This is a genomic window from Pseudomonas sp. BIC9C (genome assembly GCF_034541995.1).
Taxonomy (GTDB): Bacteria; Pseudomonadota; Gammaproteobacteria; order Pseudomonadales; family Pseudomonadaceae; genus Aquipseudomonas; species Aquipseudomonas fluorescens_CC.
In genome coordinates this window covers 298130-311676 of sequence record NZ_JAWDGM010000007.1, presented here as the reverse complement: position 1 = coordinate 311676, position 13547 = coordinate 298130, and the positions used below count along the sequence as shown (strand labels likewise).

The following is a 13547-nucleotide window of genomic DNA, read 5'->3' as shown; positions in this document are numbered from 1 at the left end:
TATGCGTTGTCTGTTGTTCGCCTGCCTGTTGCTTGGTTCACTTCCGTCATTCGCCCTGGATCGCTTCCAGGTCGAGGGCTACACGCTGCGCAATGGTTTGCAGTTGCTGCTCAAACCCGGCACCGACCGTGGGCATGTGGCGATCCGGTTGGTGGTCGGCGTTGGCCTGGACGATTTCAACTGCGAAGAAAAGGAATTGCCGCATCTGCTGGAACACCTGCTGTTCAGCGGTATCGACGCCAGCGGCGAAGGTGGCCTGGAAGAACGCATGCAGGCCCTGGGCGGTGAGTGGAACGCGTATACCAGCAATGCCGATACGACCTTCGTCATCGAAGCCCCGGCGAAAAACCAGCGCAAAGTGCTCGACCTGCTACTGGCGTTGCTGACCCAGACCCGTTTCGACGACAACGCCATCAACGCGGCCAAGCAAGTGGTCGAACGCGAAGATGGTGGCCACTACTCGCACCTGCAGCGCTGGCTCGATCGTCAGGACCTGGGCCACACCGCCAGCAACCAGCTGGCCGTGGAACTGGGCCTTAAATGCCCGGAGCGTGCGCAAGTCGATGACCTGACCCGTGAGCAACTGGAGCGGGTGCGCAAGGACTGGTATGCGCCGAACAACATGACCCTGATCGTCGTCGGCGACCTCGACAAATTACTGCCGGCCTATCTGGAACGGGCGTATGGCGCACTGGAAGCGATTACCCCCGGCGAGCATCCGCCGCTGCCGCAAATCCAGGCCAGTGCCGCCCACGAGCGCACCCTGACCCACGGTTTGGTCGGCAACGGCGCCAAATTGCACTGGCTGGTGCCGGAGCCGGTGCTGGAAGACGGGCACGACCAAACCTTCGATTTGCTCAAGGACTATCTGGATTGGGCGCTTTATCGCCAGCTGCGCCTGGCTCACGGTCTGTCCTACGGCCCGTGGGCGGAACGCCAGGTGTTCGGCGGCGTGGGTTTCATGAGCCTCAATGCCGACCTTGAGCGCGACGATGTGCCAGAGGCCGAACAAGTGCTCGATGACTTGAAGGCCGGACTGCTCAAGGACGGCCTCAACGTTGACACCTTCAACCGCCTGAAGCAGGCCGCGATTGCCCGCCAGGCCTGGGCCGTACAAGGCAACAGTGCATTGGCCGACTACTACTGGAGCGCCATCGGTGATTACGAGGACGGCCGCTTCACTGACCCGGCCCGGGAGCTGCAAGGGGTGACGCTGGAAGAGGCGAACAAGGCCGTGCGTGAACTGCTGTTGCAACCGGGGTATTTGCGGATCGAAAAACCTGTATTCAGTTATGACCAGTTGATGTGGCTGGTGGTTGGAGTGGCGGGGTTGCTGGTGGTGAGTCTGGTGGCGTGGCGTTTTCATCGCGGAAAGTAAACATTCCTTGTGGGCGCGAGCCTGCTCGCGAGGAGGTTGGCCCATCCAGCATTGATGTCGACTGCTACACCGCTTCGCGAGCAGGCTCGCTCCCACAGGTTACCCTCGCCACAAGGCCGCGCCAGCGGTACCCTGTCGAGGTTTTTTCCTACGACGACTGTGAATCCGCCGAATGCAAAACCTGACCCTTTTCGTACAGCGCATTCTCGAATTGATGAAGCGCTACCCTGGGGTCATTGCGATCGGTGGCTTCATCTCCGGAGTGTGCAGTTTCATTCTGGTCGATCGCCAACAAGGCCTGGCGAGCTGGATCACCACCATCATGCTGATCAGCTGGATCTGGCTGATGCTGGAAAACAGCCTGACCAAGCTGTTCACGCGCATTTTCAAGCGCGAAATCCCGGAACCGTTGCTGCGCTACGCGACGCAGATGATCCATCAGGAAAGCCTGTTTTTCGTCCTGCCGTTCTTCTTCATCACCACGACATGGAACAGCGGCCAGCTGATTTTCACCGGGCTGCTGGGCGTCGCGGCGCTGATTTCGATTATCGACCCGCTCTACTACAAGTGGCTGGCGCCACGGCGCTGGGCGTTTCTGGCCCTGCACACCCTGACCCTGTTCGCCGCGCTGCTCACGGCGTTGCCGGTGATCATGCACCTGACCACCGCGCAAAGTTTCAAATGGGCACTGGGTATCTCGGTGCTGTTGTCGTTCCCGAGCCTGGCGTCGATCTTCCCGATTCGAACCTTGCGCAGTGCGCTGGCGATTTTGAGCATCACCCTGGGCATTGGCGCCGTCGGTTGGGAGCTGCGCTCGTGGGTGCCGCCGGCGACGCTGTGGATGACCGACGTGGCCATCAGCACACAAATGCAGGACCGCACGCCTGGCGCCAGCCTCGACGAAGTCAGCGCCGAGCAGATCCGCAACGGCGGGCTCTACGCGTACACCGCGATCAACGCCCCGCGTGGCCTGGACGAGCGGATTTATCACGTCTGGCAGTTCAACGGTAAAGAGGTCGACCGCATCCCTCTGGATATTCGCGGCGGGCGCAAGGAAGGTTACCGGGCCTGGACCCACAAGCAGAACTTCCCGGGCAATCCGGCCGGCAAATGGCAGGTTCGGGTATTGACCGAAGATGGCCAGGTCATCGGCGTGCTGCGTTTTGAAGTCACGGACAGCACAGCGATCAAAGAAAAGTAGTACGGTTCGTGCTATTACGTAGAGCTGCGAAATCACTGAACAAGCACGGAGCTTATGATCAGCAGCACGATGGCCGGCAACGCCCGATTGGACACGTCGCTCACACCTGCGCGGTTGCGGGTGACGGGCGACTGGACGCTTGCCCATTACGCTGACCTCAAGCTGTTGTGTGAAAAGCTCCACGGCCAATACGACGCCAACACCCCCATCGACCTCAATGGTCTCGGCGCCCTCGACACCGCCGGCGCCTCGCTGCTGGTAGAGCTGCTTGGCTCCGAGCGCCTTGGCCGCTCTGCCGAACATCCTGATTGCACGCTCTCCTCCGCCGATCGCGCGTTGCTGCAAACGGTCTACTGCTCGCTGACCGATTTCTGCGTACCGATCAAAGAGCCGGAAATCAGCGTTACCGTTCAGTTGCTGACCCGCATCGGCCGTGCGGTGGACGCCGTCTGGCAGGACACCCTGCAACTTTTGGGTTTCGTTGGCCTGATCATCGAAACCATTGTCCGCGGCCTGTTCCGGCCCAAGTGCTGGCGCGTCACGCCGATGATCGCCCATATCGAACAGACCGGTCTCGACGCCGCCCCCATCGTTGCGTTGCTGACTTTTCTGGTGGGCGCCGTGGTGGCGTTCCTCGGGTCGACGGTGCTGGCCACTTTCGGCGCCACGGTCTTCACCGTGGACCTGGTGGGATTTGCCTTCCTGCGCGAGTTCGGTGTGTTGCTGACCGCGATCCTGATGGCCGGGCGCACCGCCAGCGCGTTCACGGCGCAAATCGGTTCGATGAAGGCCAACGAAGAAATCGACGCTATCCGCACGCTGGGCCTCGACCCTGTGGAGTTGCTGGTAGTGCCGCGGGTCCTGGCGTTGCTGATCGCCCTGCCGATGCTGACCTTTCTGGCGATGCTCTCGGGGATTGTCGGTGGTGCGGTGGTCTGCGCGGTGAAGCTGGATATCTCGCCGGCGATGTTCCTGTCGCTGCTGCAATCGGACATCGGCGTTCAGCACTTTCTGGTGGGGATCGTCAAAGCGCCGGTCTTCGCCTTCCTGATTGCCGCGATTGGTTGCCTCGAAGGCTTCAAGGTCAGTGGCAGTGCTGAGTCTGTGGGCGCACACACCACGTCGAGCGTGGTGCAGTCGATTTTCGTGGTGATCGTGATGGATGCGATCGCCGCGATGTTTTTCATGGAGATGGGCTGGTGAGTCGTATCCCCCGAGCGCCCTCCGAGGCGGTGATAGAGGTCCGTGGCTTGTGCAACCGCTTTGGTCGCCAGAGCGTGCACGAGAACCTCGACCTGGATTTGTACAAGGGCGAAATCCTCGCCGTGGTCGGCGGCTCCGGCAGCGGCAAATCGGTGTTGCTGCGCAGTATTATCGGGTTACGCCAGCCCAGCGAAGGCGTGGTGAAAGTCTTCGGCAAGAACCTGCCAACCTTGTCCGAGCACGAGCGCTCGCGGGTGGAGCGACGCTTTGGTGTGTTGTTCCAGAAGGGCGCGCTGTTCTCTTCGCTGACGGTGACCGAGAACGTCGCCCTGCCGCTGATCGAACACGCCGGCTTGAGCCGCAACGACGCCGAGCACCTGGCGGCGGTGAAAATGGCCCTGGCCGGGTTGCCGCTGTCGGCGGCAGAGAAGTACCCCTCTTCGCTGTCCGGCGGCATGATCAAGCGTGCCGCGCTGGCCCGTGCATTGGCGCTGGACCCGGACATCCTGTTTCTCGACGAGCCCACCGCCGGTCTCGATCCGATTGGCGCCGCCGCGTTCGACCAATTGATCCTGACCCTGCGCGATGCCCTGGGCCTGAGTGTCTTTCTGGTGACCCACGACCTCGACACGCTCTACACCATCACCGACCGGGTGGCGGTGCTGGCGCAGAAAAAGGTGCTGGTGGCGGACGCCATCGACAAGGTGTCGGAAACCGACGATGCGTGGATTCACGAATACTTCCATGGCCCTCGCGGCCGCGCGGCATTGACAGCCGCCCAACAGCTCAACGAGGTCTGACATGGAAACCCGAGCCCATCATGTATTGATCGGCCTGTTCACCGTGATTGTGGTGACAGCCGCGCTGCTGTTTGGCCTGTGGCTGGCCAAGTCCAGTGTCGATACCGAGTTCAAGGACTACGAGGTCGTGTTCAACGAGGCGGTCAGCGGTTTGTCCAAGGGCAGTTCGGTGCAGTACAGCGGGATCAAGGTCGGCGACGTGATTTCGCTGCGCCTGGACCCGAAAGACCCACGCCGGGTGCTGGCGCGAATTCGCCTGGCCGGTGATACCCCGGTCAAAGAAGACACCAATGCCAAACTGGCCCTGACCGGCGTCACCGGGACCTCGATTATCCAACTCAGCGGCGGCACGCCACAGAGCCCGACGCTCAGGGGCAAGGATGGCAACCTGCCGACCATCGTCGCCTCGCCCTCGCCCATCGCCCGGCTGCTCAATGACAGCAACGACTTGATGTCCGGTGTGAACACGCTGATGCAAAACGTCAACCTGATGTTTTCCACGGAAAACATCGAGCGCATCAGCAATACTCTCGAGCACCTGGAGCAAACCACCGGGACCATTGCCGAGCAGCGCGGCGATATCCGCCAGGCCATGCAGCAACTGGCCTCGGTCGGCAAGCAGGCCAACAACATGCTGGAGCAGACCACGACGCTGATGCGCAATGCCAACGGGCTGCTCAATGATCATGGCAAGGAGACGCTCGGCAGTGCCGAGCAGGCGATGAAGTCCTTGCAGGAGAGCAGCGCCACCCTCAACAAACTGATCAGCGCCAATCAGGATTCGCTCAACAGCGGCATGCAAGGCCTCAATGGCCTGGGCCCGGCCGTGCGCGAGATGCGCGAAACCCTGTCCTCGTTGCGCGTTATTACCAAACGTCTGGAGGCCAACCCCAGCGGTTACCTGCTGGGCGGTGAAAAGACCAAGGAATTTACGCCATGAAGCTGATTCGGTTCGCTCTCCTCGCTGGCTTCACGCTGATCGGTTCGTGCTCGATCCTGCCCAAGCCCGAGCCTTTCGAGGTCTATCGATTGCCTTCGGTCCAGAATGCATCGGCCAGCCATGGCACGCCGCAACGCTGGTCGTTGCGCCTGACCAAACTCCAGTCCAGCGAAGCGTTGAACAGTCCGAACATTGCAGTGATTCCTCAGGGCGATGTGATCAGCCACTACAAGGGCTCGCGCTGGAGCGACCCGGTGCCGGTGCTGGTGCGCAACCGCCTGCTGGAAGGTTTCCAGCATGACGGGCGGGTGCCGTTGTTGAGCACCGACGACAGTATTTTCCAGACCGATCTTGAATTGGGCGGCAGCCTGCAGGCGTTCCAGACTGAATACCAGGGTACGAATGCCGGCGTGGTGGTGCGTCTGGATGCATTGCTGGTGCGCAGTTACGACCAGCGCATCCTCGCCAGCCGTCGCTTTGAAGTGCGCCAGCCTTTGAGCGATGTGCAGGTTCCGGTCGTGGTGGCGGGGTTTGGTCAGGCGAACGATCAGTTGACCGCGCAGGTGGTGAACTGGACAGTCGAGCAAGGGCAGAGACTGGCGCCGCCGCCAAAACCCTGAGGAAGTACTCCGTCCCCTGTGGGAGCGGGCTTGCTCGCGAAGAGGGAGTGTCAGTCGACATCAATGTTGCCTGATGCGCCGCCTTCGCGAGCAAGCCCGCTCCCACATTGGTTCGGTGTGTTTCAACTATCGCTGTAAAAACGCCTGATGCATCTCTTCCAGCGTTTCAAAGTGATACGCCGGTGCTTCAGCGCTCAGTTCTTCGTGGCTGCCGAACCCGTAACCCACCGCCGCCGCATCCAGGCCGTTGCTGCGCGCGCCGATCAGGTCGTGTTTGCGGTCGCCGATCATCAAGGTGTTGGCCGGGTCCAGGTTTTCTTCGGCCATCAGGTGAGCGATCAGCTCGACCTTGTTGGTCCGGGTGCCATCCAGTTCGCTGCCGTAAATCACCTTGAAGTGCTTGGCAAAATTGAAATGCCTGGCGATTTCCCGGGCGAACACCCACGGTTTCGAGGTCGCGATGTACAGCTGTCGGCCTTGCCCGCTCAGGGTTTCCAGCAGCGGCGTGACGCCGTCGAACACCCGGTTTTCATAGAGACCGGTGACCTTGAATCGCTCGCGGTAGAAATTCACTGCCGCCCATGCCTTGGCTTCGTCGAAGTCGTAGAACTGCATGAACGCTTGTAACAGCGGCGGGCCGATGAAATGTTCGAGTTTGGCCAGGTCCGGTTCATCGATACCTAGTTTGCCCAAGGCGAACTGGATCGAACGGGTGATGCCCTCGCGCGGGTCGGTCAGGGTGCCATCGAGGTCGAATAAAACGGTTTGGTAATGCATGTTGAATCCTGAATAAGAGGGCCGGGTCAAAGCTGGGCGTAGCCTTCGGCCAGATGCAGGTCCTTGAGCTTCACGTAGTTCGCCGCGCTGTAGGTGAAAAAGACGCGTTCCTTCTCGCTCAGCGGACGGATCTGTTTCACCGGACTGCCTACATACAGAAAGCCGCTTTGCAGGTGCTTGCCCGGTGGCACCAGGCTGCCGGCGCCGATGATCACCTCATCGTCGACCACCGCACCGTCCATGACGATGCTGCCCATGCCGATCAACACCCGGCTGCCCACCGAACAGCCATGCAGCATGACTTTGTGGGCGATGGTCACGTCATCGCCGATCAGCAACGGAAAGCCATCCGGGTTGAACGGCCCGGCGTGGGTGATGTGCAACACACAACCATCCTGCACGCTGGTGCGCGCGCCGATGCGGATACGGTGCATGTCGCCACGGATTACCGTCAGCGGCCAAACCGAGCTGTCGTCGCCGATTTCAACGTCGCCGATCACCACCGCCGAACTGTCGACAAAAGCGCCTTTGCCGAGCCGGGGCGTGTGGTCCTGATACTTGCGAAGGTTCACGATAGGGATTCTCTCTGTCGCTGATAGCTGCGGTGAGTGTCGATTGTAATTAAGATGGCTACATGTTTCTCCAGCCAAGGTATCAACCGTGAGCGTGAACAACCCTCTTTTGCAGTCCTACGACCTGCCACCGTTCTCCGCCATCCGCGCCGAACACGTACAACCGGCCATTGAACAGATCCTGGCTGACAACCGTGCCGCCATCGTCGAGATCCTCAAGTCCCAGGCCACCAAGCCAACGTGGGCCGGCCTGGTGCTGGCAATGGACGAGCTCAACGACCGCCTGGGCGCCGCCTGGAGCCCGGTCAGCCACCTCAATGCCGTGTGCAACAGCGCCGAACTGCGTGAAGCCTACGAGTCGTGCCTGCCGGCCTTGAGCGCCTACTCCACCGAGCTGGGCCAGAACCGCGAACTGTTCCAGGCCTTCGAAGCCTTGGCCAGCAGCCCTGAGGCCGACGGTTTCGACGTGGCGCAGAAAACTATCCTGGAACACTCCCTGCGTGACTTCCGTCTGTCGGGTATCGACCTGCCGGAAGCCGAGCAGAAGCGTTACGCCGAAGTGCAGAGCAAGCTGTCCGAACTGGGCAGCCGTTTCTCCAACCAGCTGCTCGATGCCACTCAGGCGTGGACCAAGCACATCACCGATGAAGCCGCCCTCGCCGGCCTGACCGATTCGGCCAGGGCGCAAATGGCCGCCGCCGCCGAGGCCAAAGGCCTGGACGGCTGGCTGATCACCCTGGAATTCCCGAGCTATTACGCGGTGATGACCTATGCCCAGGACCGTGCACTGCGTGAAGAAGTCTACGCGGCCTACTGCACCCGTGCGTCGGACCAGGGGCCGAATGCCGGCCAGAACGACAACGGTCCGGTCATGGAAGAAATCCTCGACCTGCGTCAGGAGCTGGCCAAGCTGTTGGGTTTCAGCAGTTTCTCCGAGCTGAGCCTGGCGACCAAAATGGCCGAATCCAGCGATCAGGTGCTGAGCTTCCTGCGTGACCTGGCCAAGCGCAGCAAACCGTTCGCCGCCCAGGATCTGGAACAGCTCAAGGCCTACGCTGCCGAGCAAGGTTGCCCGGACCTGCAGAGCTGGGACAGCGGTTTCTACGGCGAAAAACTCCGTGAGCAGCGCTACAGCGTGGCCCAGGAAGCCCTGCGCGCCTACTTCCCGATCGACAAGGTGCTCAGCGGCCTGTTCGCCATCGTGCAGCGCCTGTACGGCATCGAGATTGCCGAGCTCAAAGGCTTCGACACCTGGCACCCGGATGTCCGTCTGTTTGAAATCAAGGAAAACGGCCAGCACGTCGGCCGCTTCTTCTTCGACCTCTACGCTCGCGCGAACAAGCGTGGCGGGGCCTGGATGGATGGCGCCCGCGACCGTCGCCGCACGGCTGGCGGCGTATTGCAAAGTCCGGTGGCGAACCTGGTGTGCAACTTCACCCCCGCAGACAGCGGTAAACCGGCGCTGCTGACCCACGATGAAGTCACTACCCTGTTCCATGAATTCGGTCACGGCCTGCATCACCTGCTGACCCGCGTCGAGCATGCCGGTGTGTCCGGCATCAACGGCGTGGCCTGGGATGCCGTCGAACTGCCAAGTCAGTTCATGGAAAACTGGTGCTGGGAGCCGGAAGGCCTGGCGCTGATTTCCGGTCATTACGAAACGGGCGAACCGCTGCCTCAGGACCTGCTCGGGAAAATGCTCGCGGCGAAAAACTTCCAGTCCGGCCTGATGATGGTCCGCCAACTGGAGTTCTCGCTGTTCGACTTCGAACTGCACGCCACTCACGGCGATGGCCGTGGCGTGCTGCAAGTACTCGAAGGTGTGCGCGACGAGGTCTCGGTGATGCGTCCGCCGGCCTACAACCGCTTCCCCAACAGCTTTGCGCACATCTTCGCCGGCGGTTATGCCGCGGGTTACTACAGCTACAAATGGGCGGAAGTGCTGTCGGCCGATGCCTTCTCGAAATTTGAAGAAGAAGGCGTGCTCAACGCCGACACTGGTCGCGCCTTCCGTGAAGCGATCCTGGCACGCGGTGGTTCCCAGGAGCCGATGGTGCTGTTCGTCGACTTCCGTGGCCGTGAGCCATCGATTGACGCACTCTTGCGCCACAGCGGCCTGAGTGAGGACGCAGCAGCATGAGCGAGGGACCTGTGATTACGAAAAAACGCTTTATCGCCGGGGCGGTCTGCCCGGCATGCAGCGAGCCGGACAAATTGATGATGTGGAATGAAGACCAGGTCCCGCACCGTGAGTGCGTGGCCTGCGGATACTCCGACACACTCAATGAGCAAGGGCTGTCGGTGCCCAAGGAGTTAGGTACGCGGGTTAACACCAGCGCACTCAAACCAGCCGACACCAAGGTTCAGGCGGTTCAGTTCTTCCCGAATCCGAAGCTGAAGAAAAAGCCCGACGAACAGCACTGAGTGAAAAAAAGCCCCCGTTGCGCCATGCAACGGGGGCTTTTTTATTCGATATGAGCGGACTTGAACCAGCTCTTCATTGAGCACGCGGCGAACGGGCTGGTGCTGCAATCGCCGTTGGCCAGCGCCGTGCGCAGTTTGTCGACATCGGCCTGCATCATGTAGCGGATGCCGTCCTTGAAGTGGGTGCTGTCGCCAAAACCGCCCTGGGTCATTTCGTTCAGGGCCTCTTCCTTGGTCCAGCCCTGGATGACAACCCGGTACATGGCCGCCATCAGGCCAGTACGGTCGGAGCCGTGTTTGCAATGCATCAGCACCGGGCCCTTGGCTTCGGCAGACTTGATGGCGCGCAAGGCTTTAAGCACGTCGGCGTCATCCACATGGTTGGTGCGATAAGGCAGCTGTACTTGCGTGATGCCTGGCGTGGATAACCAACTGGCGTCCGCTTCAGGCAGGAAGTTGATCACCGTACCGACTTTGAGTTTCTCCAGAAGTGGCATCGCATCCTTGTCCGGCAAGGCGCTGCGGTAAAGCGTCGGCGACATCTGGAAGAGGTTGTATTGCTTCTCGACCGGTTGAGCCCATTCTGCAGGGCGCTGCATCAAGCTGTCGTCAGCAAGTGCCGGTGCCAGGTTAACGAGTGCAACCAGCGACAGGCATATCGCAGATAAAAATCGTGGTAAAGGCATGCTTGAGTGACCGTTCAGAAAGGGACGGAAAGATAGTGGCAAGGATCAGGCATGTACGGTCAAAGGCCTGTGAGCGGACCGTCAAAGAATCGTGAAGCCGCGGTCAGGATTACATTCAGTGTGATAAACGCTTTGAACGGCTCGTTCAGTGCAGCTCCATGGTCAAACACCCCCAACAACTACTCGAAACTCGGGTAGTTCAGCGGGAAGATGACAAGGATACGCTATGCCCGGAGGAGCAATTATTTGTTGTTGATAAAAGGCGGGCGGAAGATTCAGGCTTTAAAGTGTTGCCTTGTCCTTTATATTAAATGTCACGGAGAGGGCTCCAGAAAGCATATTGGTGCGCGGCTCAATTGTTATGTTTGGATACTTTTCTGATTTAATTGGCTTGATAGTTATTTGTATTTCTTCCAACGAATCTCCAATGCATGCGGTAGCCCGCATGTATTCAGCAATCAGAAAGTCAGAACTCATGGATTGACGATACTGGCATAGGCCTTGGTCACCGTCTGTGGAAACAGCAGTGTAAAACTCCGAGCCTACCAAACTTTCAATTTGAGCTTCATTTTCCGCGTCCCAACTGAATTCCTTTCGAGCCAGTTGCAGTGAAATCAGTGTGTTTGGCTCCGAAGGACCCGGTTGCATAAGTTGCAGGAAGATACCGTGCTGATTAAAAAGCGACATAAATAAATATTTTATTTATTTATCTGACTATATGCTTCCTTAGTTTTATTTTCATTTGTTGAACAAGTAAATTCATGAGGCCCTGAAATCAGATGAAGGGCTGAGCGGTACTGGTCGATACGCAGTGAGTCATGTACTGTATGGATATACAGATACGGGAATCCGCCGATGGTTAGCTCTCTGCCCCCACGTGGTCGCGGCACCGCGACCAACCCGCACAACCGCTTTGCCCCCAGCCATTCGGTGGCCGAAGACGACGGCTGGTATCAGGAGGTGCCGATTACCCAAGGTACCGAGGTGAGCATCGAAACGGCGAAAACCATCATCACCCGCAATAGCTCGCCGGACTTGCCGTTCGATCGTTCGATCAATCCCTATCGCGGCTGCGAGCATGGTTGTATCTATTGCTACGCAAGGCCAAGCCACGCCTATTGGGACATGTCTCCAGGGCTGGATTTCGAAACCAGGCTGATCGCCAAGACCAACGCCGCGCAGGTGCTGGAAGAACAACTGTCCCGGCGTGGATATCAATGTGCGCCGATCAACCTCGGTTCCAACACCGACCCGTATCAGCCGATTGAGCGTGAATACAAGATCACCCGGCAGACCCTCGAAGTGCTCCTGCGTTACCGGCACCCGGTGACCATCGTCACCAAGGGCTCGCTGATTCTTCGCGACCTGGACCTGCTGACCGAGCTTGCCAGCCATAGACTGGTGGCGGTAATGATCAGCCTGACCACCCTGGACGACGAACTCAAGCGCATCCTCGAACCCCGCGCCGCAGCGCCCAAGGCCCGGTTGCGGGCGATCAGGGTCATGCGCGATGCAGGCATCCCGGTGGGGGTACTGTGTTCACCGATGATTCCGATGATCAACGACAGCGAACTCGAAAGCCTGCTCGCCGAGGCCCATGACGCCGGGGCACAGAGCGCCGCTTACATGATGTTGCGCCTGCCGCTTGAAGTGGCGCCCCTGTTCGAGGAGTGGCTGGCGGCCCACTACCCCCAACGGGCGGCGCACGTCCTGAGCCTGATTCGCCAGAGTCGTGGTGGCGAGCTTTATGACAGCCGCTTTGGTGCGCGGATGCGCGGTGAAGGCCCGTTTGCGGACTTGCTGGCGCAGCGCTTTGCCAAAGCGATCAAACGGCTGGGACTCAATCACCGGGAGGGGTTCAATCTGGACTGCGAAGCCTTTTGTCCGCCGGGTCGCCAAATGTCGCTGATTTGAGGACAATTGGCCTATGGTTGAGTACTGGTGAGCGTGCTCACGCATTACGCTGGTCACGTTTTTTGTGACCTGTAACACACGTTCTAGAGCGGTTCATTCAGTTTGAATTAAGATTTTGCCGCTACCTTGTTCACCGAGTGACTGATGGGTCGAGATGTTTGGCCTGGATGTTTTTTAACCAGCCACAGGCTTCACACGGAACCACACGGGATGACTCCCTGACTCCGCCAATGAGGATGAATCATGAGTGACAAGGATAAACAGCCGTTGGCTGCGTCGGCTTCAGCTCAATCCGAGGCCGAAACCGCCGATGCAGCATTGCAGCATATCGTTGACGGCTTTTTGCATTTTCATCATGAGGTCTTTCCCCAGCAGGAAGAGCTCTTCAAGAAACTCGCCACGGCCCAGCGGCCACGAGCGATGTTCATTGCCTGCGCCGATTCGCGCATCGTTCCCGAGTTGATCACCCAGAGCTCCCCAGGCGACCTGTTCGTGACCCGCAATGTCGGTAACGTCGTACCGCCTTACGGGCAAATGAACGGTGGTGTTTCCACGGCCATCGAGTACGCCGTACTGGCTCTGGGGGTGCATCACATCATCATTTGCGGGCATTCCGACTGTGGCGCCATGCGTGCGGTGCTAAACCCGGACAGTCTGGAAAAAATGCCCACGGTCAAAGCCTGGTTGCGTCATGCCGAAGTGGCCAAAACCATGGTGCAGGAGAACTGCAACTGCGCTAACGAAAGCGAAAGCATGCACGTCCTCACCGAAGAGAATGTGATCGCCCAATTGCAGCATCTGCGCACCCATCCATCGGTGGCCTCGCGCATGGCCAACGGTCAGCTGTTTATCCACGGCTGGGTCTACAACATCGAAACCAGCGAAATCAAAGCGTACGACGCCGATCAAGGCTGTTTCCTGCCGCTCAATGGCAGCCTGCCAATTCCCGTGGCGACGCCCAAAGCGCGCTTCTAAATCCTCCTAAATCGTTGTGTGGTTTAGCCGAGGCTGCCGTTCAGGCAGCCTGGCTTT

Annotated in this window: 14 protein-coding genes; 10 read left to right on the top strand and 4 right to left on the bottom strand. The window is 59.5% G+C overall.

Annotated elements, in window-relative coordinates; genetic code table 11:
- Position 1: 1 nt before the first annotated feature.
- The 6 genes from RS887_RS27340 to RS887_RS27315 all read left to right on the top strand — a co-directional run bounded on the left by RS887_RS27340 (position 2) and on the right by RS887_RS27315 (position 6142).
- Positions 2-1378 (top strand): M16 family metallopeptidase, encoded by a 1377-nt coding sequence (locus RS887_RS27340; protein WP_322617820.1) that lies wholly within the window; start codon positions 2-4, stop codon positions 1376-1378.
- Between the two features lie 172 nt (positions 1379-1550).
- Positions 1551-2579 carry a DUF5924 family protein gene (locus RS887_RS27335; RefSeq protein ID WP_322617819.1) on the top strand — a complete coding sequence of 343 codons (1029 nt, stop codon included), beginning with the start codon at positions 1551-1553 and terminating at the stop codon, positions 2577-2579.
- Between the two features lie 54 nt (positions 2580-2633).
- Positions 2634-3782: an ABC transporter permease gene (locus RS887_RS27330; RefSeq protein WP_322617818.1), complete on the top strand. Its 1149-nt coding sequence runs from the start codon at positions 2634-2636 to the stop codon at positions 3780-3782.
- On the top strand, positions 3779-4582 hold the full coding sequence (locus tag RS887_RS27325) for an ABC transporter ATP-binding protein (protein ID WP_322617817.1): 804 nt from the start codon (positions 3779-3781) through the stop codon (positions 4580-4582). The genes RS887_RS27330 and RS887_RS27325 overlap by 4 nt, the downstream gene beginning before the upstream one ends.
- 1 nt (position 4583) lies before the next feature.
- On the top strand, positions 4584-5522 hold the full coding sequence (locus tag RS887_RS27320; protein ID WP_322617816.1) for an MlaD family protein: 939 nt from the start codon (positions 4584-4586) through the stop codon (positions 5520-5522).
- Positions 5519-6142 carry an ABC-type transport auxiliary lipoprotein family protein gene (locus tag RS887_RS27315; RefSeq protein WP_322617815.1) on the top strand — a complete coding sequence of 208 codons (624 nt, stop codon included), beginning with the start codon at positions 5519-5521 and terminating at the stop codon, positions 6140-6142. The genes RS887_RS27320 and RS887_RS27315 overlap by 4 nt, the downstream gene beginning before the upstream one ends.
- Before the next feature lie 126 nt (positions 6143-6268).
- Here RS887_RS27315 and RS887_RS27310 read toward each other — a convergent pair whose 3' ends face one another.
- Both RS887_RS27310 and RS887_RS27305 read right to left on the bottom strand, forming a co-directional pair.
- Positions 6269-6919, bottom strand: a complete 651-nt coding sequence (locus tag RS887_RS27310) for an HAD family hydrolase (RefSeq protein WP_322617814.1) — start codon at positions 6917-6919, stop codon at positions 6269-6271.
- Positions 6920-6945: 26 nt separating this feature from the next.
- Positions 6946-7491 carry a gamma carbonic anhydrase family protein gene (locus RS887_RS27305; protein ID WP_322617813.1) on the bottom strand — a complete coding sequence of 182 codons (546 nt, stop codon included), beginning with the start codon at positions 7489-7491 and terminating at the stop codon, positions 6946-6948.
- Positions 7492-7579: 88 nt separating this feature from the next.
- Between RS887_RS27305 and prlC the strand changes: the two genes are divergently transcribed.
- Positions 7580-9631, top strand: a complete 2052-nt coding sequence (gene prlC, locus RS887_RS27300) for an oligopeptidase A (protein WP_322617812.1) — start codon at positions 7580-7582, stop codon at positions 9629-9631.
- The gene (locus tag RS887_RS27295) at positions 9628-9915 is read left to right on the top strand and encodes a YheV family putative zinc ribbon protein (protein WP_008018424.1); all 288 of its coding nucleotides are present in this window, start codon (positions 9628-9630) and stop codon (positions 9913-9915) included. Before prlC ends, RS887_RS27295 begins: the two co-directional genes overlap by 4 nt.
- A 41-nt stretch (positions 9916-9956) precedes the next feature.
- Here RS887_RS27295 and RS887_RS27290 read toward each other — a convergent pair whose 3' ends face one another.
- Both RS887_RS27290 and RS887_RS27285 read right to left on the bottom strand, forming a co-directional pair.
- Complete coding sequence (locus RS887_RS27290; RefSeq protein ID WP_322617811.1) at positions 9957-10601, bottom strand: dual specificity protein phosphatase family protein; 645 nt, start codon at positions 10599-10601, stop codon at positions 9957-9959.
- A gap of 282 nt (positions 10602-10883) precedes the next feature.
- Complete coding sequence (locus RS887_RS27285) at positions 10884-11288, bottom strand: hypothetical protein (RefSeq protein WP_322617810.1); 405 nt, start codon at positions 11286-11288, stop codon at positions 10884-10886.
- Between the two features lie 168 nt (positions 11289-11456).
- Between RS887_RS27285 and RS887_RS27280 the strand changes: the two genes are divergently transcribed.
- On the top strand, positions 11457-12515 hold the full coding sequence (locus tag RS887_RS27280) for a PA0069 family radical SAM protein (RefSeq protein ID WP_322617809.1): 1059 nt from the start codon (positions 11457-11459) through the stop codon (positions 12513-12515).
- A 243-nt stretch (positions 12516-12758) separates the two neighbouring features.
- Positions 12759-13490, top strand: coding sequence for a carbonic anhydrase (locus RS887_RS27275; RefSeq protein WP_322617808.1), 732 nt, complete (start codon positions 12759-12761; stop codon positions 13488-13490).
- The last annotated feature ends 57 nt before the right edge of the window (positions 13491-13547 follow it).